This is a genomic window from Uliginosibacterium gangwonense DSM 18521 (assembly GCF_000373965.1).
GTDB lineage: Bacteria > Pseudomonadota > Gammaproteobacteria > Burkholderiales > Rhodocyclaceae > Uliginosibacterium > Uliginosibacterium gangwonense.
In genome coordinates this window covers 83,809-106,636 of the sequence record NZ_KB892863.1, presented here as the reverse complement: position 1 = coordinate 106,636, position 22,828 = coordinate 83,809, and the positions used below count along the sequence as shown (strand labels likewise).

Sequence of the window (22,828 nt, the reverse complement as noted above, 5' to 3'; positions counted from 1 at the left end):
GGCACTACGTATCACGTTTCACTTCTTTCCTTGTTTCCATGGTGCACACGGAGTGTGCACCATGAGGTGCCCCTTCTGTGGCTCCGCCTCCACCCAGGTGACCGATACCCGGGAAAATGACGAAGGCGACATCATCCGCCGCCGCCGCCGCTGCCCAGATTGTGACAAGCGTTTCACCACTTACGAACGCATCGAGTTAAAGCTGCCCCAAGTCGTCAAGAAAAACGGCAGCCGCACCGAATTTGATCGTGAAAAAATTCAGGCCAGCATGAAGTTGGCACTGCGTAAACGCCCGGTCAATGCCGAAAGCCTTGAGCACGCCCTGGACCGCATTGAAGGCCGCCTGCTCGCAATGGGCGAGCGCGAGATTCAGAGCGAAAAGATTGGCGAACTGGTCATGCGCGAACTCAAGCGTCTGGACAAAGTTGCCTACATCCGCTTTGCTTCGGTCTATCGCAATTTTGAAGACGCCGAGGAGTTCTCCGAAGCGATCCGCGAAGTCACCGCTAAGGCTCGCACACGTACAGGTGCCTGATGTCTGCGGCAAATGATGAATTGTTGATGGCTCGCGCTTTGGCGCTTGCCGAAAACGGGCTGTACACCACCACGCCCAATCCGCGTGTAGGTTGCGTCATCACCAGTGCTGAAGGTCAGATCCTTGGCGAAGGTTGGACCCAACCGGCTGGTCAGAATCACGCCGAGGTGCAAGCGCTGCTGGACGCCAAACAGCGTGGTCACGATGTCAGTGGTGCTACGGCCTATGTCACGCTGGAACCCTGCTCCCACTTTGGGCGCACCCCCCCTTGCTGCAACGCCCTGATCGAAGCGGGCATTGCCCGTGTTGTTGCAGCCCTGGAAGACCCCAATCCGCTGGTGGCAGGTAATGGCCTCAAACGGCTTCAGGAAGCAGGTATCGCCCTCACGGTAGGCGTCCTCAGCGAAGCCGCACGCGAAATCAATGCAGGCTTTTTTTCCAGAATTGCCCGGGGGCGCCCATTTGTGCGCCTGAAGATTGCTGCCTCCATCGATGGCAAAACAGCCATGGCCAATGGGCACAGCCAATGGATCACAGCAGATGCGGCCCGCGCAGATGCCCACCACTGGCGCGCCCGCGCCTGTGCGGTGCTCACTGGCATTGGAACCGTCCTCGCGGATGATCCGCAGATGAATGTGCGGGCCGTCGCTACGCCACGCCAGCCTCGACGCATCGTGCTTGATAGCCAACTACGCACCCCCGTCACGGCCAAAATTCTGACCGGGGCCAAAACCCTGTTGGTACACGCAGATACGCATCCTGAACGCACCGAGCCGCTTACCCAGGCAGGCGCCGAACTCGTTTGCCTGGACGACGGAAAAGGCAAAATCGACCTACACGCCCTGCTCCCCTTGCTCGCACAGCAAGGTACGAACGAGTTGCTGGTTGAAGCCGGTGCGACGCTCAATGCAGCGTTCATCGCCAACGGACTGGTCGATGAATACCTACTCTATCTGGCGCCCCGTCTACTAGGCCACCCCGCACGCGGTATGGCCTACCTGCCCGATTACGCCACAGTGGATGCGGCGCCACACCTGCGCTTCAAAGAGATCACCCCGATCGGCGAAGACCTTCGCATCCGGGCAATCCCCATTTAAGCTACCTTTGCGCGGCGGCTTCCCCACACACTGCACAGCCAGGGTCACGGCCATAGCGCACGGTGCGCATGTTCATGCTCAAAGCATCAATCAGCAGCAGGCGCCCCACCAGGGGCTCACCGCAAGAAGCCAGTATCTTCAAAGCCTCACAGGCTTGCAGCGACCCTACCACACCCGTCAACGGCGCAAAAATACCTGTTACTGCACAACGCATTTCCGCCAAATCCTCACCTTCTGGAAACAGACAGTGATAACAAGGATTTTCTACGTAGCGAAGATCATATACCGACACTTGTCCATCAAAACGCACCGCAGCCCCTGATACCAAAGGCTTGCGGTAACGCAGGCAGGCACGATTCACGGCATGGCGGGTGGCAAAGTTATCGCAGCAATCCAGCACCACGCTGGCACGTGAAACAGCTTCTTCCAACAATTCACCTTCCAAGCGTTGGGCGATCACCTCCACCTGCGTTGCAGGGTTGATCCCTGCCAGCGTCTGTCTGCCGGACTCCGCCTTCAGCATCCCTGCTTGATCCTCACGATGCAGAATCTGGCGCTGAAGATTCGTTAAATCCACCGTATCCCCATCCGCCAAGATCAGGGTTCCCACCCCGGCGGAAGCCAGATACATCGCGGCAGGCGACCCCAGCCCCCCAGCCCCCACAATTAGCACAGTGCTATCAATAATGCCCTGCTGCCCCTCAACATCAATCTCGGGCAGCAAAATATGGCGGGAATACCGTAGAAGCTGGTCGTCGTTCATCACACAGAGTTTCTAAAACCTAAACCCGCAGTGTACCAAGCTCACAGGCAAAGAGTACGCAATCTCGCAATAATGCCCGCTTCACGGACACACTGAAAAAGTGATGGGATTCAAGTACAGGCGCCTGACACGACCAAAGGCCCAACACCTGTCGCGGCACTCATCGTGAGCACAGGGCCGCTGGAATGGCATCCCACCATAAGGTTGGCAAGTGACGAGGGCCTGTTCATCGCACTGGCGTAGAAAAATCCGACCAAAGGCAGGTGACTACAGTCTTGACAGCACACCACAACAAGTCCCACACTGCATACCCAATACAGATACATCAAGAATCTATCACTAGACTCATTTTCTAACTTCATACCGTAAATATATTGCTTACTTTCCAAAATCCGGTAGGCAATCACATAAAAATTTGGAGGGCATGCTCAAGAACAGAATGCCATTTAGTTCGCAAAACGAACAAAACCCGATAAACATATTTTAAAATTACGTTTAGATAGGTACAAAAGGGCATACGAATGTTAAAATCTTTAAAAAGGCTTATGGTGTAAGCCATTGGGGTACGCATATTTCCTAACGCTATGACATTAACCCATTGATAATTAAGGATTGTCTTTCAAAAACTTTAGGAACGAGGCCACGGTTACCCTCAAAACAGGGTTGAAATTGGCAAGCTTGAGTGCCCAATATTGATCACACGAAGAAATACTGTCGATATTTATTTGGCGTTCGAAATGAAAATACCATTCAAAAATGCCAAAAATGCTTTGATTAAACGATTTCTCATTTTCTACGGGCAAGGAAAGGGTAAACATAATAGGTGTATATGCTTATAGCAATACATGCAGAACATGCATTACAACTTATATAAATAGCATTGCACACCCAGGTTTAACAGATCATGCGTTAATAGCTTGTTTAAACTGTTGGAAGCGCTAAATAGATGATAAAAATCTAGCTCAGCGATTATAAAAGGAGACATGCGGTAAGTGCTTTTCAAGCTTTCCTGACAGACGGTTTCCACGGACAGAGTTATTACTAAAGGCAGAATTTGGCGACTCGCAAACGCGTCCCAAATCTGGCTGGGGAAGCTTTATCTGTTTTTATCTATGCAAACGTTTTCATAACAAATTTTTGTGCCAAATTCAGCCAATGGTGCATGTTAAAAACCACTTCTGTTCGTTTGTTTAGTGTTGGCTTGTTCCATAAAAAGCCAGTCTTTTAACAAACTCTACGCACATGGTATTTTTTATATGACAAAATGTCATACTTAATATGGTAAGCACAGAAGATTTTGATCTTCACAGGAGTTGTTTTTAATGTGTGAGTCAAAAAAGACTTCATACAAACAAGATATCCCGTAACCGTGCTGGGATAGCATTCCACATTTTTAAGTGGAATGAGATTTTGCTGTAGATGCGCCTATTGATTATGCTTAATACATCAGGAGTATGATTATGAGAAAAAATGTGTTCATCAAGAAGGCAAATAGATCTGTTATCGGTATGGAGGTGGGAAAGATGCTTGCACGCTGCTCTATAAAAGCAGCTTTCTCTGCACTCGCTATCCTACTGGCCGCAAACAGTTATGCCGCAGATGACCAAGCAGAATATAGCCAACGTTTCATCACGCAATACAACAAAATCAAGGACCCGGCTAACGGCTACTTCAGCTCAGACGGAGTTCCTTATCACTCTGTTGAAACCATGATTGTCGAGGCGCCCGACTATGGTCATGAAACCACGTCGGAAGCATACAGTTATTGGTTGTGGCTGGAAGCCCAATACGGGCGTGCAACAGGCGATTGGGCACCGCTCAACAAAGCTTGGGCCAATATGGAAAAGTATATTATTCCTGCCCAAACCGATCAGCCGAGCAACGCTTCATACAACGACAGCAAGCCGGCCACCTATGCGCCCGAATATCCGCAGCCCAGCAGCTACCCCTCACCGATGAACAGCGCTGCAACGCCTGGGAAAGATCCGCTTTTTGCCGAGCTATCCGGCACCTACGGTACAAAAGATATCTATGGCATGCACTGGCTGTTGGACGTGGATAACTGGTATGGATATGGGCACTGTGGCGACGGTGTAACCAAACCTGCATATATCAACACCTTCCAACGCGGCGAACAGGAGTCTGTGTGGGAAACCGTACCCCACCCTTCCTGCGAAACCTTTAAATGGGGTCGCACAGGGAACACCCAGGGCTTCTTGAGTCTGTTCATGCAAGACTCCAATTATTCCAAACAATGGCGCTATACCAATGCTCCAGATGCAGATGCACGTGCGATCCAAGCGGTATATTGGGCTTCTGTCTGGGCCAAAGCGCAAGGTAAGAGTGCAGACATTGCGGACATAGTCAAAAAAGCATCCAAGATGGGTGACTATCTACGCTATTCAATGTTTGACAAGTACTTCAAGAAAATCGGAAATTGCGTTGGCGCCACAACCTGCCAGCCAGGTACGGGTCAAGCAGATGCCAGCGGTTACCGCGATAATCAACACTACCTCATGAGTTGGTACTATGCATGGGGAGGCGCCCTGGACAATGGCGGGTGGGCTTGGCGGATTGGTGACAGCCATAACCACTTCGGCTATCAAAACCCCTTGACTGCCTGGGTATTGTCCAGCGTTTCAGACTTTAAGCCAGCCACGCCGACTGGAGCGGGAGACTGGGGCAAGAGTTTGAAGCGTATGATGGAGTTCTATACTTGGCTGCAATCCTCTGAAGGGGCCATTGCAGGCGGAGCAACAAATAGTTACGGTGGGTCTTATGCACAACCGCCGGCAGGAACACCCACATTTTACGGCATGCCTTATGTAGTGGCGCCTGTCTACAACGATCCGCCCTCCAACCAATGGTTTGGCATGCAGGCATGGTCAATGGAACGGGTCGCAGAGTATTACTACTCAACAGGCGATACCCAAGCCAAGGCCCTGCTTGATAAGTGGGTGACGTGGGTCATTGCAAACGTCAAGTTGAATACAGATGGCACCTATGCGATTCCAAGCACCCTGGCCTGGAGTGGCGCGCCTGATACCTGGAATCCTACCTCACCAGGGAAGAATGCCAGCTTGCATGTATCGATCGTCGATTACACGACCGACGTTGGCCCCACGGCAGGTCTGGCTCGCACCCTGACCTTCTATGCGGCAAAGTCCAAGAGTGCTGCGGCCAAAACTCTGGCCAAGGAACTGCTGGATCGCATGTGGACGAAGTATCAGGATTCACTTGGCGTAGCCGTTCCAGAAACCCGCGCGGATTACACTCGCTTTACCGACAAGTACAACGCCACAACCGGACAAGGCATCTATATTCCGTCGGGTTGGACTGGAACGAACGCTCAAGGGGCGACAATCGATCAGAACGTCACCTTCGCCAGTATGCGTCCTAAGTATCAAAATGACAAAGACTGGGCCAAGCTCAACGCTTTCATCCAAAACCCCTCTAGTGCAACGACGTGGACTTACCACCGGTTCTGGGCCCAATCAGACATCGCCATGGCAATGGCTGACTACGGACGCCTTTTGACCAACACAAGCCCCTCCATTGTCGTCAGCAGCTCGGGCGTTGATGTGAACGAAGGCAGCAGCAGCACCTTCACCGTAGCCTTGTCAGACGCCCCCACCGCCAACACGGTCGTGAGCATTGCCAAGGTATCAGGCGAAGACTCTGTCAGTGCATCGGCCACCTCGCTAACCTTTACACCGACCAACTACAACGTACCACAAACAGTGACTGTTGCAGCCGCCATTGACAGCGACCAGGTCGACGGCACCGCAACATTTACCTTGAGTGCTACAAGCTTTACAACTGCATCCGTAATTGTCACCGAGCACGACAAGGATAAAGTTGTTCCGGTTCCCAGCGATTGCAATGTAACGGTAGATACATCCAGTGACTGGGGTGTGGGTCAGGTGCTTCAAGTTACAATGCAAAACACGGGAACATCGCCCATCAATGCTTGGAGCCTAAGCTGGACAGAGTCGAATGACTTTACAGTCGTCAATTCTTGGAATGGCACCATCAAACAAAGTGGTCGCATCATGACGGTTACGCCCTCCAGTTCCAATGGCAGCATCCCGGCCGCTGGAAACGTTGGCTTCGGCATGCAATTGACGTACAGTGGCGCGAAACCCGTGCCGAGCAATGTCAGCCTTGCCAGCCATAACTGTCAAATCACGGTGAAGTAATCTCAATTAGCATCTGAGCAGAGCCGGTGGAGCAAAAGCCCCACTGGCTCTATCAACTCCAGGCGAGGCCAGGGACATCGCTTTGGAACAAGGAATACCCAGTCAATACAGTCACAGTCGTAGATTGCAATCAAGCAGTATCGCTCCACCTGACCCTGTTTCGGGGGGACGAAACGCGCATGAGGAGGAAAAAGAAGTGAAGGTTTTTAAGCGTATAGCGTTGGTGGGAATTGTTGTAGCCATTGTAATCAGTGGCATATTGATCAACCAACTCTCGCAGGCCGACTCAAAGGTACTTACAGCTTGGCAAAGCGTTACAAATACTTATGCAGAACGAAATGATGCTGTTCAGGCGGTAATCGTCACGGCAAAAGCCCAACCCGGCTTCGATGCCAATACGATCAAAGCGCTAGAACAAGCTCTTTCTGATGCGCGCAAGCAACCCCCAACTACAATGCTGATTCAAGACTCGCAAGCATTCGACAATTTTAAGCAGGCTCAGGCCATGTTGACCGGAGCCATGTATCGGGTAAAAGCAGTAGCCAAAGCCTCCCCAGCCCTGAGCCAGAGCAGTGAAATTACGGTAATGAACAACTATCTTGATGGCGCCGACAAAAACAATCGCCTGGACGAGGTGCGCAAAAAGTACAGCGAAACTGTCGCGCAGTACAATACCTTGACCAGTTCATTCCCAAGCAGCATTTTTGCAACGTTTCTTGGCTATCACCCCAAGCCCGAATTTGTACATTTTGCATCCTAGATAACGACCATTGGCAACCTTATCTCTCTGGCTACAACAGGGGCTGTGGCCAGATGAGATGGATCACGAAGTCAGGGAATTTTTTCCAGCTCCTCTGTTAAGCGGGCAAGTACCGCTTGCGTCAAAACAGCGACCCATTCCGGGTCCCATACCGCATCGGGTTGAACCACATCCAATGCCACTACCGACAAATTCCGGGGTTCAAACCCAAGGGCAATCGCCAATCCAACGGCATCGCTCAAACCGACGCCATGCGCCCCGGAAGAAAAACGGGCTTGAGGTAGATTGTCTGCTCCCAGCACATGTATCTTACCTACGGGGCCGTGCCCAAGCATCGCATCGACCACAATCGCATATTTTGACAACAACAAGAGGGAGCTGAGTTCTACCGGCAAGCTGCAATGATACAGCCCCACCTCCGGTGGCAGTGGACGCTGTTGGAGTGCATCCACCACCTCCCAACCCAGACGGTCGGCCCCATGCGAAGAGCCCACGCCAGCAATCAACACCTCACTCACGATGCACGGTCATTTTCAGGAAGTGCGTTGAACAAGACAAGCATGGGTCGTAATTGCGGATCACCTTCTCGCATAACTCACGCAACTGCTCGTCAGCATGTTGAAGACCGAAGCGCTCCATCGCCACGTTAAGATTCTGTTCCAAGCGGGCTTGATTCTGCGATGTGGGGGGAATCATTGTGGCAGCAATCACCTCTCCACTTTCATTCAGTTCAAAGCGATGATAGATCATGCCGCGCGGTGCTTCAGTGCAATGATGCCCGACTCCGGCACGCGGCGTTGGCTCAATCCAAGGGCGGTTAGGCAAACGATAAGCCTGTAATATATTCAGGCTATCCACTACCGCCAGATAGCACTCCAAAGCACGGGCTGCCACGTTATGAAACATATCATGAGAGGGAAAACGCAGACCCAGTTCACGAGCAAGATCCTGCACTTCAGCCGGAAGCAAATCAAAATTCAGATTCATCCGGGCCAATGGCCCCAGGAAATAACTGCTACCATCCAGCATGGAGTAGTGAGCCGTTGAATGGGATACTTGGTGCTCACGAAAACGCTCGGGATATTCAGAAAAATCAATGTCCAATCCACGATCCGATGCCAAACGCCCCTCATTGATTCCATATTCATGAGGATGACGCACTGCAATGCTGACAAATTCCTGTTCGTCCTTCGGGTAGGGCAAACCGACCGCCCATGCCACAAACTCCCGCACTAAATCACGAGCAGCCAACAGCTTGTCAACAAGATCAGCCACCTCGTGCTTGGGTGGGGCACGAAAGAAGCCGCCCACCCGTAATCCAATCGGGTGCACCGAGCGCCCCCCCAACAAGCGAAGCATGTCATTCCCCAATTCCTGCAGGTGCATCCCTCGCCTGACATCTTCAGGGTGACGATGTGCCATATGGATGACATCGCTAAAACCCAGAAAGTCTGGTGCGGCAAACAGGTTCAAATGCAAGGCATGGCTTTGCAACCACTCTCCGTAATACACCACACGGCGCATGGCATGCACCCAGGGAGATTCCTGCATGCCAAACACTTTTTCCATCGCCCGGATCGAGGTCATCTGATAGGCAATCGGGCACACGCCGCAGACCCGTGCAGCGATATTGGGCACTTCCGAATAATCCTTGCCCTCAAGAAATTTTTCAAACAATCGAGGAGGTTCAAAAATCCGCAATTGCAGACTTTCGATACGCCCGTTGCGGGCAACGAACTCTAGCGAACCCTCCCCTTCAACGCGGGTCAGCAATGGCACATCAATCCGGATTTCCCGATTGGGATCATGATTGGCGGTATGGCTCATGCTCTCATTCCTCCATCCAGGCACTGCCGGAAAACAACTGGGTTGCTTCGCTGAACACAGGGGCCGCATTGTTGATCGAAGCAAACTTGCGCGCCACCTGCTCGGGGCTCAAGCCCAACCCCATCAGGCACATGCCGAAACTTTGTGCATTCACATTTTCAGCAGGCCCATAGCAGGTATAGCATGGTGCGCCAAAAGATGGGCACAAAGCACCGCAACCGGTGCGCGTCACCGGCCCCATGCAAGGAGCGCCCTGCGTGACCAAAATGCAGTTGTTTCCCCTGCGTTTGCATTCCTGGCAGACCTTCTCACGAGAAATCTGCGGCGCCACGCCAAAGAGCAGCGAACGAATTGCCGCCAGCATCTGGCGCACACTCACCGGGCAACCCCACAACTCAAAGTCCACTTTCACATGGTTGGCTATTGCGGCGGAACTGGATAGAGACTGAATGAATTCTGGCTTGGCATATACCGATCGCATCCACTCGGCTGTATCGGCGTTGTTGCGCAAAGCCTGAATGCCGCCAGATGTGGCACATGCTCCCATGGTGAGCAGATAGCGACTGTTGGCACGGATCTTCAGCAGGCGCTCCACGTCATGTGGTGTGGTGATAGAACCTTCGATAAACGCAACATCTACCGGTTCATCTTCTGGTGCTACATGTCCAAATTCAGCCATGTGCACAATATCGACCAGCTTGGTCAGTTCAATCAGATCGGTGCCCATGTTCACAAAAGCGAGCTGACAACCCGAGCAAGAAGCAAATTTATGGATGGCCACCTTGGGCATGGGTGTGTTGGCAGAGGCATTCATCTCAATACTCCTTCACACACATCAGAGCTTCGACCTCGGGCCAAGGAAATACCGGCCCATCCTTGCAAACGAACTTGCCACCCAGTTGGCAATGCCCACAGTGCCCAACCGCACACTGCATGTTGCGCTCCAAAGACACATAAATATTTGCGGCCGTCACACCAAGACCTTTCAGGGTCATGGCGGTATCACGCATCATTGCGTCTGGCCCGCACATCATCACGACACATTCTTCCTTGTTGTAATCCGCTTTTTCCAGCAGCACGCTCACGCGGCCCAACTCCCAATTTGGCCAGCGTGTCTGGTCCCGCGATGCAGTCAACAGCACCTGAGTGTTCGGTAGCGCCCGCCAAGCCTCATACTGTGGCTCCCACAGGCTTTCATGACGATGGCGTACAGATTGCATAATCACCAGTCTGCCATAATCCTGCCTATGCTCGACAACATAACGGATTGATGACATGACCGGCGCACACCCCAGGCCCGCCGTAACAAAGACAACGTCCTTGCCACGAGCGATATCCAAGGGCCAATAACTGCCAAAGGGGCCACGCACCCCAATGCGGCTTCCCACAGGCAGATCCATCATGGCCTTGGTGACCCGCCCGACAGCCCTTACGGTATGCCAAAGGTTTTCTCCATCCCCAGACATCACCGAGATGGCCACCTCACCCACACCATACAAATACAGCATATTGAACTGCCCATGGCGAAAGCGATAGTGCTGTGCAATCTCAGCATCGGAAAACCGCAGGTGCCAAGTAAAGATATCAGGCGTTTCCTGCACCCGCTCAATGATTTCGGCCTCGTGAGGCACATAGCAATTATGCGTTTTCATCATGCCTCCTCCTCTGCTGACAGCAGCTTGTTGGCTTCGTCAACAAAATCAATTCCCGCTGGGCACCATGTAATACAACGCCCACAGCCAGTGCACCCCGTTCGCCCGTACTGCTCAACCCAAGTTGCCAACTTATGGGTCATCCACTGCCGGTAACGCGCTCGCGTATGCGCGCGCACCACTTCGCCTACCAGGTAACTATGGTCTTCGCTGAAGCAGGAATCTGCATCCCGCCAATGCTCTGAATGTTTCCCATTCAGCAAGGGTGAGTCGAATTCCCGGTGGCAAAAACAGCTTGGACATACCGCCGTACAGTTACCACATGCCAGGCAGCGTTCTGCGACCTCATCCCACAAAGGACTTTCCAGACGCTGCATCAAACCGGGTAGCCTGGATGCTTCAGGCAAGGCACGCGTTTGCCTCTCACGGCACAACTCCCCCTGCGCACACGCCTGGGATATCTGCTCAGGGCTAGCCTCCTGGGTTACCAGATCCGTCATGATCATAGCCCCCTTGGTAGAGCCATGCCGGATCAAAAAGCCGTCATCCAACTCATCCAGCAGCAAATCGTAGCCATCGGAAACTTCAGGGCCGTCCCCAGTAGATGCGCAGAAACATGTCTCTGCCGCGTGGCTGCAGTTGACAGCGACGAGCAGCAATTTTTCACGCCTTGCCCGATAGAACACATCCGTATGCGCACCTCGAAGAAAATGGGCGTCCTGCAATGCCAACGCGGCCAGATCACAAGCCCGAACCCCAAAGACGGCGGTTTTTTTCGCCACTTCATGATTTGCCTCAAAGTGCAGACGCCCCTCTTTGCGGACCACCGTCCAAAGTTTCTCTCTGGGCGTAAATACAAAGGGTTTGATCGCCGACGAAGTATTGGCCCAGGCAAAGTATCGCTGGCTACCATTGGGATGAAGGCGATAGCGCGCGGGAGACTGTTCATCCGACAAGCCCCGGGGAAGATCTTCTACCCCTGCTATCTCACGGTACGCCAGCCCCCCTTGCCCCGGCTCCACACGCGGGCCAATTACCCGATAACCCGATTCCTTGATTGCCGCAATCAATTCGGCCAAACCAGCCCGGGGAAAATACCGCATGTCTTTCATGTTCTGCCCCCATCCAAGGTATTGCCAGCGCCGTTGTCGCACCCATGCAGTTGCTGCATGTCGGCCAAGGGGCCATGTATCGGCCCCCTCATTGATCCTACAATGCAGTCAGCACATGCATGCAAAATCTGCCCATCCGGTCTGAAGCAAGGTTTGACGTCCTCTCGGCCATATTTCCTGCGTTTACCGGAGTAATAGGTCAACTAAGCGGCAACATCTGCAGATATCCATAAAGATTGGTAACAAATTGGCTACAAGTTGAGCACACGCAGACACGCCGCCGCTGCTAAGATCAGGCCAAACAAGTGCTTGGCAAAGGAAGCAGTCATGGCAAATGGGGCAGAGCGCATCAAGGTGCGACGATGGGCGATTGTCAGCCTGGTAGTCATAGTGTTGGCTGCTGGCACTGCATATCTTTGGCATAACTCAGCAGATAAAAAGGCATCTGCGCAGCTCAATGAGCAGTCAGCCCAGTCTCAGCCTCGTGGCCCTCGAAAGGGAAATGGTGGAGCCGTTCGCACGATTCCTGTACAGGTCGCCAAAGTCAGCCGGGGGCCGGTCCACGTCTATTTGAGTACATTGGGTACGGCAACCCCGCCCAACTCAGTGGTGGTACGCAGCCGCGTGGATGGGCAATTGCTGAGTATGCCGGTGCACGAAGGGGATTTGGTCAAGGTCGGTCAATTGATCGCCCAGATTGATCCCCGCTCTTACCAGGTGCAAGCGGCCCAGGCGGAGGGGCTGCTTGCCAAGGATCAGGCGCAACTGATCAGCGCACGTCAACAACTGACGCGTTTCCAAACACTTCTGTCGCAAGACTCCATTTCCCGGCAACAGGTTGAAACTCAGGATGCCTTGGTCAAGCAGTATGAGGGGGCCATCAAGGCCGATCAGGCTTCCTTGGATAATGCGCGCTTGCAGCTTTCCTACTGCCGCATCACCGCGCCAGTCTCCGGGCGACTGGGCCTGCGCCAGATTGATCCGGGCAACATGGTGCATAGCTCGGACTCCACAGGCTTGTTTGTCATCAATCAGGTGCAACCCATCGACGTGGCATTCACCATTCCAGAGGCTCAATTACCGGGCCTCATGAAGTCATGGCGAGCCGGCAAGGAACTCAAGGTGGATGCCTGGGACAGAGAGCAAAAAAACCTCTTGGCAAGTGGCAAGGTACTGTCTTTTGACAACCAGATTGACACCACAACAGGCACCATCAAATTCAAGGCACGGTTCGCCAATGAAGACATGGCCCTGTTCCCCAACCAGTTCGTCAATATCAAACTCCTGGCGCGCACGCTGGATGAGATGACGCTGGCACCCTCCTCTGCCGTTCAACGCGGGCGTGACGGGGCCTTTGTGTACGTGGTTGGCGCCGACAACACGGTCAGCCAGCGCAAGGTACGCTTAGGCATTGAAAGTGGCAATCAGATCGCCGTCGAGGAAGGACTCAAACCCGGCGAACAGGTTGTGGTCGACGGCATAGACCAACTGCGTGATGGCGCCCAAATAGAGATCAGTGACGCGTCCAGCCTGCTCAAATCCTCGGGAGCACGCGGCGAAAATCGCCGTGGCAGGAATCAGGCCAACGGCAATTCAGTCTCCGGGCCATCTCCTGCAGGGGAAGCAAGCGCGCCAGCAGCCGGACGACGACATCGTGCGGAGCAGTGAGGGCATATGAATCCCTCTCGCATTTTCATCTTACGCCCGGTCGCCACCTCGCTACTCATGCTGGCAATATTGCTGGCAGGCTTGGTGGCCTTGCATGTGCTGCCTATCTCAGCCTTGCCGGAGGTGGACTACCCAACCATCCAGGTCACAACCCTCTACCCAGGGGCGGGGCCGGAAGTCATCACCTCCACAATCACGGCGCCACTAGAACGCCAATTCGGCCAGATGCCCGGCTTGAATCAGATGTCCTCGCAAAACTCAGCGGGTGCATCGGTCATCACCTTGCAGTTTGATCTCAATCTGTCGCTTGACGTTGCCGAACAGGAAGTCCAGGCGGCCATCAATGCAGGCAGCAATCTGCTGCCAAGTGATCTGCCCAATCCGCCCATCTATAGCAAAGTCAATCCGGCTGATGCGCCGATCATGACGCTGGCAATCACCTCACACGGCATGCCACTACCAAAGGTCGAAGACCTTGCCGATACACTGATTGCACAAAAAATCTCGCAGATTTCAGGGGTTGGGCTGGTGACCCTATCTGGTGGGCAACGTCCTGCTGTACGCGTCCAGGTTAATCCACGCTCACTGGCTTCGCTTGGAATCAGCCTGGATGATATCCGCACGGCTGTATCCAATTCCAACGTCAATCAAGCCAAAGGAAATTTTGATGGGCCACAGCGGTCATCCGCCATCGACGCGAACGACCAGATCAAATCCGCCGCTGACTATCAAAAGTTGGTACTCGCTTATCGCAACGGAGCACCAATCCGCCTGAGCGACGTAGCCCAGGTAGTTGAAAGCGCGGAAAACACGCGGCTGGGGGCACTGGAAAACCATACCCCCGGCATTATTCTGAACGTGCAACGCCAACCGGGCGCAAATGTCATCGACACGGTTGACCACATTCAACAACTGCTCCCTCAGTTACGCGAAAGCCTGCCGGGATCGGTTGAACTATCCATCCTGACCGACCGCACCACCACCATCCGTGCCTCAATCTGGGACGTGAGCATGGAGTTAACCTTATCCATCGCCCTGGTGGTGCTGGTCATCTTCATTTTTTTGCGCAACGTACCTGCTACCATCATTCCCGCTGTTGCCGTGCCACTCTCACTGGTCGGCACCTTTGGCGTCATGTATCTGGCGGGGTTTTCCATCAACAACCTCAGTTTGATGGCAATGACGATTGCCACCGGCTTTGTCGTAGATGACGCCATTGTCATGATCGAAAACGTCGCCCGCTTCATCGAACTGGGCGAATCCCCCATGGCAGCGGCACTCAAGGGCGCCAAACAGATTGGCTTCACCATCATTTCGCTGACTGTATCACTGATCGCCGTGCTCATTCCCCTGCTTTTCATGGGGGATGTGGTCGGGCGCCTGTTCCGCGAATTTGCCATCACCCTGGCGGTGTCGATCTTGATTTCGGCGGTGGTCTCGCTCACCCTTACCCCCATGATGTGTGGCCGTTTGCTCCGCCATGTGCCGGAAGAAAAGCAATCATGGTTCTACCATGCCAGTGACAAAATGTTTGACAATATCATCGCCGGGTATGGACGCATACTCAACTGGGTACTGGATCGGCAGGCCGCCACACTGCTAGTAGCCATTGCCACGCTGGTGCTGACTGTGGTTTTGTATATTGCGATCCCCAAGGGCTTCTTCCCCATGCAGGATACTGGCGTCATACAGGGGATTGTCGACGCACCGCAAACCATTTCTTTTGACGCAATGACCCAACGCCAGCAGGCATTGGCAGACGTCATCCTGCAAGACCCCGATGTAACCAGTCTTTCCGCCTATATCGGTTCAGACGGCAACAACTCCGCTCTCAATAGCGCTCGCCTGCTCATCAACCTCAAACCGCTCGCCCAGCGCAAAGCCAGGGCTGACGAAATCGTGCGCCGCCTGCAAAATAGCACCGCCCATCTGCCTGGGCTGTCACTCTACCTGCAACCTTTGCAGGACCTGACCGTAGAAGACCGGGTCAGCCGCACCCAGTACCAATTTACCTTGCAGGCTTCTGATGACACCTTGCTATCGGCCTGGGTGCCCAAACTCATGGATGCCCTGCATGGGATTCCGACCATCAAGGATGTCACCAGCGATTTGCAAGAAAACGGTTTGCAGGCATACGTCCTCATTGATCGCGATGCCGCCGGGCAGCTTGGCGTATCGGTCGCGTCCATTGATAGCGCACTCTATAGCGCCTATGGTCAACGCCTGATTTCCACCATTTTTACCCAATCCAACCAGTACCGGGTGGTCTTGGAAGTGGCTCCCGATTTCCGCCGCGATATGGCCTCGCTCAACGCGCTTTATGTGCCAAGCAGTTCCGGCAAGCAAATCCCCTTGTCAGCCGTTGCACGTTTTGAAGAGCGCAGCGGCTCACTGGCCATCAACCATCTGGGGCAACTCCCTGCAGCCACCATCTCTTTCAATCTTGCGCCAAACGCATCCTTGGGCAATGCGGTCGAGGCCATCACGAAGGCGGAACAGCAGCTCAATATGCCCATGGCCATCAAAACGAGCTTCCAAGGTGCCGCGCTGGCTTTCCAGGCGTCGCTTGCCAATGAACTCTGGCTGATCCTCGCCGCCATCGTTACCATGTATATCGTGCTGGGGGTACTGTATGAGAGTTACATCCACCCGATCACCATCCTATCAACGCTTCCTTCTGCTGGCGTAGGCGCGCTGCTCGCCCTCATGTTATCAGGCAATGACTTATCGGTCATATCCATCATTGGTATCGTACTATTGATCGGCATTGTCAAGAAAAACGCCATCATGATGATTGACTTTGCCTTGCAGGCAGAGCGCGATGAGGGCAAGCCCCCACGGGAGGCCATCTTCCAGGCCTGCCTGTTGCGCTTCCGCCCGATTCTGATGACGACGATGGCCGCATTGCTGGGGGCCTTGCCTCTCATGATCGGCAGTGGCGTAGGCTCTGAATTGCGCCACCCCCTGGGGATCACGATGGTCGGGGGGCTGCTTCTGAGCCAATTGTTGACGTTGTTCACCACCCCGGTGATCTATTTGGCTTTTGATCGCCTCACCACGTGGCTGGGCGTAAAGAACACCAACTCAGAATCCTACGCGGAAGAGGCCTGAAACCATGAGCCTGTCCACGCCCTTCATCCGCCGCCCGGTTGCAACAACGCTTCTTAGCATCGGCGTAGTGCTGGCAGGTATTCTCGGCTTTAGGCTCTTACCCGTCGCCCCCTTGCCCCAGGTGGATTTCCCAACCATTTCGGTATCAGCCTCCCTCCCTGGTGCCAGCCCGGAAACCATGGCCGCCACGGTGGCAACACCCCTGGAGCGAACACTGGGACGTATCGCCGGGGTCAACGAGATCACCTCCAACAGTGCCCTGGGCAGCACTCGCATCACCTTGCAATTCGACCTGAACCGCGACATCGACGGCGCCGCTCGTGATGTGCAGGCTGCCATCAACGCAGCACGCAGCATCCTGCCTTCAATGCCACGCAATCCGACCTATCGCAAGGTCAACCCGGCGGATGCACCGATCATGATTCTGGCGCTAACATCGGACACAGCGTCTCAAGCGCAGATGTATGACACGGCTTCTACCTTCATCGCGCAAGAGTTATTGCATGTGCAGGGGGTGGGCGATGCCACGGTATCGGGTAGCGCACTCCCCGCGGTGCGCGTTGAGCTGAATCCTCAACAGATGTCCAGCTATGGGCTGGGGCTGGAAGACGTGCGCACAGCCATCGCCAATTCCAACGCCTACCGCCCCAAAGGCGTATTGGAAGACGGTAATCGCCACTGGCAAGTACAGGCCAACGACCAATCTTCTACGGCCGCGCAATATGCGCCGATTATTGTTCGCTACCAGGAGGGGGCTGCAATCCGCCTATCCGATATCGGGAAAGTCTTCGATGGTACACAAGACGACCGCAATGCCGGTTTTGCCAACGGCAAACCATCAGTACTCATCGTATTGTTCCGGGAACCAGGGGCCAACATCATCGAGACGGTAGACCGGATTCGTTCGATGATCCCACGTCTATCGGCGCAGCTACCTGGGTCCATGGCGTTGAATGTGGCGATGGATCGCTCGCCAACCATCCGTGCTTCACTCCGCGAGGTGGAACGCTCACTGGCAATTTCGGTATTACTGGTGATTGCCATTGTCTTCATCTTCCTGCGCAATCTGCGCGCCACTTTGGTGCCAGCTGTTACGGTTCCGATCTCGTTGATTGGCAGCTTTGCTGTAATGTATTTGTGTGGTTTCTCGCTCAATAACCTCTCTCTCATGGCGCTGGCAATTGCCACCGGGTTTGTGGTCGATGATGCTGTCGTCGTATTGGAAAATACCACGCGCCATATCGAGGAAGGCCTCCCGCCCTTCAAAGCCGCGTTACAAGGTGCAAGGGAAGTCGGCTTCACCGTTCTGTCAATGAGCCTTTCGCTGATTGCAGTGTTCATCCCCATTCTGCTGTTGGGCGGCATCGTAGGGCGCTTGTTTCGGGAATTTGCCATCACGCTGTCTGTAGCCATCCTGATTTCTTTGGTGGTCTCTCTGACCACCACGCCCATGATGTGCGCCCGACTGCTCAAGGCACCTGACCCTCTGCACAAGCCTTCCCGCCTGATGCGCTGGAGTCAACGCATCTTTGACCGAACCCAACAGGCCTATCAAACGAGTCTGAATTGGGCAATCCGGCATAGCCTGATCACCCTGCTCTCCCTGCTGGCCACCATTTGCCTGAATGTATGGCTCTACACCGCCATCGACAAGGGCTTCTTTCCTCAGCAAGACACCGGGCGCATCAATGGCGGTATTCAGGGCGATCAGAGCATTTCTTTCCAGGCAATGGAAAAGAAGTTACGGGATTTCATGCAGATTGTGCAGAACGATCCTGCGGTAGAGAGTGTGACAGGCTTTACAGGCGGCAGCCGCGTCAATTCCGGCTCCATGTTCATCCAACTCAAGCCCCTGGCGGAACGGCGCGAAAATTCCGAACAGATCATTGCCCGCCTGCGCAACAAACTTGCCCACGAACCCGGCGCCAGGCTCTATCTACAAGCTGTTCAGGACATCCGGGTAGGGGGGCGCCAAAGCAATGCGCAGTATCAATTCACCCTGCAATCAGATGATCTGAACAGTCTGCGCACATGGGAGCCCCAAATTCGCCGCGCCTTGTCCAATCTGCCCATACTGCAAGACGTCAACACCGATCAGCAGGAAAAAGGCTTGCAAACCACCATCACCATTGATCGTGATGCGCTTGCCAGATTGGGGCTCAGCGCACGTACAGTGGACGCCGCGCTCAACGATGCTTTTGGCCAGCGCCAGGTTGCCACCATCTATCGGCCCTTGAATCAGTATCGGGTCATCATGGAAGTTGCGCCAGAATTCCGTCAAAGCCCGGAAGCTCTCGCGCAAATGTTCGTCATCAATTCTGCCGGGCAGCGTGTGCCATTTTCCGCATTTGCACACTATGAGCCGACCTACACGTCTTTGGGCGTCAGCCATCAAAGTGGTTTTGCCGCATCCACCATTTCCTTCAACCTCAGCGAAGGGGTTTCCCTCTCGCAAGCACAGCAGACAATATTCCATGCACTAGCAGCCATCGGCGTGCCTTCGAATGTCCTTGCTAGTTTTCAGGGAACGGCCAAGACTTTCCAGAGTACCTTGTCCAGTCTGCCTTTGCTGATTCTGTCCGCCATCCTGGCCGTCTATATCGTGCTGGGCATATTGTATGAAAGTTACATACACCCACTGACCATCATCTCCACTCTGCCCTCCGCTGGCGTGGGTGCCTTACTCGCCCTGATGCTTTTCAATACGGAGTTTTCCATCATTGCGCTGATCGGCGTGTTGCTACTGATCGGTATTGTGAAGAAAAACGCGATCATGATGATTGACTTTGCCATCAACGCACAGCGCCAGCAGGGGTTAGACGCCCGTGCCGCCATCCTCAAAGCGTGTGGGCTGCGCTTCCGCCCGATCATGATGACCACACTGGCCGCCATTTTTGGCGCAGTCCCCTTGGCACTCGGCTCTGGCGATGGTGCAGAGCTTCGTCGCCCCCTGGGGATCGCCATTATCGGGGGGCTGCTGCTGTCTCAACTACTCACGCTCTACACTACGCCAGTCGTATATCTGTATCTTGACCGTTTCCGTCTGTGGTGCCACGCGTTACGTACCCGCAAACAAGTAAAGCCCTTGAATGAGGCTATATGATGAACACCCAAGCGTTTCGACTCTCCATGATGGTGCTTGCCCTGCTGCTTGCAGGTTGTGCTGTGGGCCCTGATTACAAGCGCCCCACCATGGATACACCTGCCACCTACAAAGAAGATCCGCTCTGGACGAGTGCAGCCCCCAAAGATCTGGCTCCGCGCGGCGCATGGTGGGAAGTCTTTGGCGATCCAACACTCAATGAATTGGCCACACAGGTCGCCTCTGCCAACCAGAATATCCAGCAAGCCCAGGCTCAGTATCGGCAAGCTTTGGCGGCTGTTTCTGTCACACGTGCTGGCTATGCTCCCACCATAGACGCAGATGCCAGCACCCAGCGCAGCCGCAGCGTCAGTAGCAGCAAAGGCGGGTCAATTGGTAATTCTCATAGCCTGTCTCTCCAGGCTTCATGGGAAGCTGATTTGTGGGGCAAAGTTTCGCGTGGGGTGGAAAGCGACACCGCCACAGCCCAAGCCAGTGCAGCCACACTCGCGGCAACTCGCCTATCTGCTGAAGCCACGCTGGTGCAAAGCTATCTCCAACTACGTGTTACGGATGCGCTGATTGCCTCACAAACCACAACCGTTGAAGCCTATCAAAAAGCGCTGCAACTGACCAAAAACCAGTTCGCTGCCGAGCAAATCAGCCGTGCCGATGTTGCGCAGGCGCAAAGCCAATTGCAAACAGCCAAGGCCACGCTCATCGACTATGGCATCCAACGCAGTCAGTATGAACATGCAATTGCCATCCTGATTGGTAAATCTCCCGCAGAATTCAGCTTGGTTGCAGCCAAATTGCAAGCTCAACAGCCGGTGATTCCTCCCGCATTACCTTCCACATTGCTGGAGCGCCGCCCCGACATTGCCGCAGCAGAACGCAAGGTTGCAGCCGCCAACGCTCAGATTGGCGTCAACAAGGCAGCCCTATTCCCGGCGCTGAGTTTTTCTTCCAGCGCGGGGTTCTCCAGTGCATTGCTCAACCCCTGGCTGAGTCTGCCAAATCGGGTCTGGTCACTCGGGGCCAGCCTGAGTCAGACCCTGTTTGATGGTGGTGCCAAAAACGCCAAGGTGGACGAATCCATCGCCGCCTACGATGCAGCGGTTGCCAGCTATCGCCAAACGGTTCTGACCAGTTTTCAAGAAGTGGAAGACAACCTCGCCGCGCTACGTCTGCTCAAGGATGAGATCGTGGAGCAAACCCAGGCCGTTGATGCCGCCCGCGAAGCCGAGCGCATCGCGATGAACCAATATCGCGCAGGGATGACCGCTTATACCGACGTAATCACCACGCAGAACGCTCTCAATAGCGCGGAGAGGAGTTCCCTGCAATTGGTGTCACGTCAATATGTCAATTCCGTCGCGCTGATCAAGGCACTCGGTGGCGGATGGCAAGGGTCAAAGGCGGACTCGCCCATGCAATAGGATTTGTGTCTCCAATAAGGCAGACACGGTGACTGCAACACGTCATCAGAAGTGTTGCAGTCGCTGATATTGGCTGTGGATTCGGCGATTACAGGCCGGGATAGTCTGTATAGCCTACCGTCATGTCCGCTTGGCCGTAACCATAAAACGTTTCCGGGTGGGGCTGGTTGAACTCGGTCCCCACCAACAAGCGGCGTGGCAAATCAGGGTTGGCGATGAATTGCTGACCAAACGACACCGCATCAGCCTCACCTGCCGCCAACACGGCCTTGGCGGATTCAGGCGTCAAAGCCTGATTGGCAATATACACGCCGCCAAAGGCCTGTTTGAGCGCTGGCCCAATACGTGGTTCAGAGATGGATTCCCGCGCAAAGAGAAATGCAATCTTGCGCTTGCCCAATTCGCGTGCCACATAGCCAAATGTCGCCAGCGGATTGCTATCACCCATCGTATGTGCATCGCATCGCGGGGCGATATGCACGCCTACACGCCCGGCACCCCACACGCTGATGGCTGCATCAGTCACCTCCAATAGCAGGCGTGCACGGTTTTCGATGCTTCCACCATATTGATCGGTTCGGTGATTGGTGCTGTCTTGCAGAAACTGATCCAACAGATAGCCGTTGGCGCCATGGATCTCTACCCCATCAAACCCAGCTTTCTTGGCATTTTCAGCCCCCTTGCGATATGCCTCCACAATACCTGGGATCTCATCAGTCTCCAAGGCACGTGGGACTACAAAATTACGCATCGGGCGCAACAGGCTGACGTGGCCTTCGGGGGCAAGCGCACTGGGCGCCACAGGAAGTTCGCCATTGAGGTAATCGGGGTGGGAAATGCGTCCTACATGCCACAGTTGCATGAAAATCCGCCCGCCTGCAGCATGAACAGCCTGGGTCACCAGCTTCCAGCCTTCCACCTGTTCGTCTGACCAGATTCCCGGCGTATCGGGGTAGCCCACCCCCATGGGGGTCACTGCAGTGGCTTCAGAAAGGATTAGGCCTGCGCTGGCACGCTGTGCATAATATTCTGCCATCAAAGGCGTAGGCACCCGGCCTGTACCTGCGCGACAACGAGTCAAGGGGGCCATGACAATGCGGTTGGGCCAGTACAAATCACCTGCCCGGATGGGGTCAAACAATGAACTCATGATTGCTCCTTATTACTCTGAAGGGGTTGGGAGAGCGTCAAAAAACCAGCGGAATCTGCTTTACAAATGCCTCAATGACTGCCTCATTCCGCGAATAGAAAATCCATTGCCCGATTTTTTCGGTCGTAACCAAGCCAGCACGCTGCAACACCGCCAAATGAGCGGATACCGTAGAAGCGCACAGCCCCGCCTTCTCATGGATCTGCCCGGCACAGACGCCCACTTCAAACGAATGACGTTGCCCCGGAAAACAGCTCTGGGGGGTTTTCAACCACACGAGAATTTCCCGCCTAGCTGGGTGCGCCAGCGCCTTGAGGATTTCATCAATATCCACAGATTCAGGTTCAGACATGTCAGTGATCACAAGCATTTCGTCTATTTACGAATGTTATTTCGTTTTTTAACGAAATACAAGCCAAGCCCAAAAATTAGC

The 22,828-nt window shown here is 54.2% G+C and carries 16 protein-coding genes; 8 read left to right on the top strand and 8 right to left on the bottom strand.

Annotated elements, in window-relative coordinates:
• Window positions 1–61 precede the first annotated feature (61 nt).
• Window positions 62–535, top strand: coding sequence for a transcriptional regulator NrdR (gene nrdR / locus B145_RS0116735; RefSeq protein ID WP_018608886.1), 474 nt, complete (start codon window positions 62–64; stop codon window positions 533–535).
• The gene (ribD, locus tag B145_RS0116730) at window positions 535–1,632 is read left to right on the top strand and encodes a bifunctional diaminohydroxyphosphoribosylaminopyrimidine deaminase/5-amino-6-(5-phosphoribosylamino)uracil reductase RibD (RefSeq protein WP_018608884.1); all 1,098 of its coding nucleotides are present in this window, start codon (window positions 535–537) and stop codon (window positions 1,630–1,632) included. The genes nrdR and ribD overlap by 1 nt, the downstream gene beginning before the upstream one ends.
• 1 nt (window position 1,633) lies before the next feature.
• Here ribD and B145_RS0116725 read toward each other — a convergent pair whose 3' ends face one another.
• The gene (locus B145_RS0116725) at window positions 1,634–2,395 is read right to left on the bottom strand and encodes a HesA/MoeB/ThiF family protein (RefSeq protein WP_018608882.1); all 762 of its coding nucleotides are present in this window, start codon (window positions 2,393–2,395) and stop codon (window positions 1,634–1,636) included.
• A gap of 1,523 nt (window positions 2,396–3,918) precedes the next feature.
• On the opposite strand from B145_RS0116725, the gene B145_RS26030 reads away from it, so the two are divergent.
• Complete coding sequence (locus B145_RS26030; RefSeq protein WP_211209857.1) at window positions 3,919–6,594, top strand: glycoside hydrolase family 48 protein; 2,676 nt, start codon at window positions 3,919–3,921, stop codon at window positions 6,592–6,594.
• A 196-nt stretch (window positions 6,595–6,790) separates the two neighbouring features.
• Window positions 6,791–7,354 (top strand): LemA family protein, encoded by a 564-nt coding sequence (locus tag B145_RS0116710; RefSeq protein ID WP_018608876.1) that lies wholly within the window; start codon window positions 6,791–6,793, stop codon window positions 7,352–7,354.
• 71 nt (window positions 7,355–7,425) lie between these two features.
• Here B145_RS0116710 and B145_RS0116705 read toward each other — a convergent pair whose 3' ends face one another.
• From B145_RS0116705 to B145_RS0116685, 5 genes are read right to left on the bottom strand one after another with little or no spacing between them, the layout of a single operon-like run.
• Window positions 7,426–7,872, bottom strand: a complete 447-nt coding sequence (locus B145_RS0116705) for a hypothetical protein (RefSeq protein ID WP_018608875.1) — start codon at window positions 7,870–7,872, stop codon at window positions 7,426–7,428.
• On the bottom strand, window positions 7,865–9,181 hold the full coding sequence (locus B145_RS0116700) for a Ni/Fe hydrogenase subunit alpha (protein ID WP_018608874.1): 1,317 nt from the start codon (window positions 9,179–9,181) through the stop codon (window positions 7,865–7,867). The genes B145_RS0116705 and B145_RS0116700 overlap by 8 nt, the downstream gene beginning before the upstream one ends.
• Window positions 9,182–9,185: 4 nt before the next feature.
• The gene (locus B145_RS0116695) at window positions 9,186–9,995 is read right to left on the bottom strand and encodes an NADH-quinone oxidoreductase subunit B family protein (protein ID WP_018608872.1); all 810 of its coding nucleotides are present in this window, start codon (window positions 9,993–9,995) and stop codon (window positions 9,186–9,188) included.
• Between the two features lies 1 nt (window position 9,996).
• Window positions 9,997–10,836, bottom strand: coding sequence for an FAD/NAD(P)-binding protein (locus B145_RS0116690; RefSeq protein ID WP_211209856.1), 840 nt, complete (start codon window positions 10,834–10,836; stop codon window positions 9,997–9,999).
• Window positions 10,833–11,945: a 4Fe-4S dicluster domain-containing protein gene (locus B145_RS0116685; RefSeq protein ID WP_018608867.1), complete on the bottom strand. Its 1,113-nt coding sequence runs from the start codon at window positions 11,943–11,945 to the stop codon at window positions 10,833–10,835. Before B145_RS0116685 ends, B145_RS0116690 begins: the two co-directional genes overlap by 4 nt.
• Before the next feature lie 327 nt (window positions 11,946–12,272).
• Between B145_RS0116685 and B145_RS0116680 the strand changes: the two genes are divergently transcribed.
• From B145_RS0116680 to B145_RS26025, 4 genes are read left to right on the top strand one after another with little or no spacing between them, the layout of a single operon-like run.
• Complete coding sequence (locus B145_RS0116680; RefSeq protein WP_018608866.1) at window positions 12,273–13,613, top strand: MdtA/MuxA family multidrug efflux RND transporter periplasmic adaptor subunit; 1,341 nt, start codon at window positions 12,273–12,275, stop codon at window positions 13,611–13,613.
• Window positions 13,614–13,619: 6 nt separating this feature from the next.
• A complete protein-coding gene (locus B145_RS0116675; protein ID WP_018608865.1) occupies window positions 13,620–16,724 on the top strand; it encodes an MdtB/MuxB family multidrug efflux RND transporter permease subunit in 3,105 nt (1,034 codons plus the stop codon).
• Between the two features lie 4 nt (window positions 16,725–16,728).
• Window positions 16,729–19,827: a multidrug efflux RND transporter permease subunit gene (locus tag B145_RS0116670; RefSeq protein WP_018608862.1), complete on the top strand. Its 3,099-nt coding sequence runs from the start codon at window positions 16,729–16,731 to the stop codon at window positions 19,825–19,827.
• Window positions 19,824–21,245 (top strand): efflux transporter outer membrane subunit, encoded by a 1,422-nt coding sequence (locus B145_RS26025; protein ID WP_018608860.1) that lies wholly within the window; start codon window positions 19,824–19,826, stop codon window positions 21,243–21,245. Before B145_RS0116670 ends, B145_RS26025 begins: the two co-directional genes overlap by 4 nt.
• Window positions 21,246–21,333: 88 nt before the next feature.
• Here the strand turns inward: B145_RS26025 and B145_RS0116660 are convergent, their stop codons facing one another.
• The gene (locus B145_RS0116660) at window positions 21,334–22,395 is read right to left on the bottom strand and encodes an alkene reductase (RefSeq protein ID WP_018608858.1); all 1,062 of its coding nucleotides are present in this window, start codon (window positions 22,393–22,395) and stop codon (window positions 21,334–21,336) included.
• A gap of 37 nt (window positions 22,396–22,432) precedes the next feature.
• A complete protein-coding gene (locus B145_RS0116655; RefSeq protein ID WP_033407517.1) occupies window positions 22,433–22,747 on the bottom strand; it encodes an ArsR/SmtB family transcription factor in 315 nt (104 codons plus the stop codon).
• Between the last annotated feature and the right edge of the window lie 81 nt (window positions 22,748–22,828).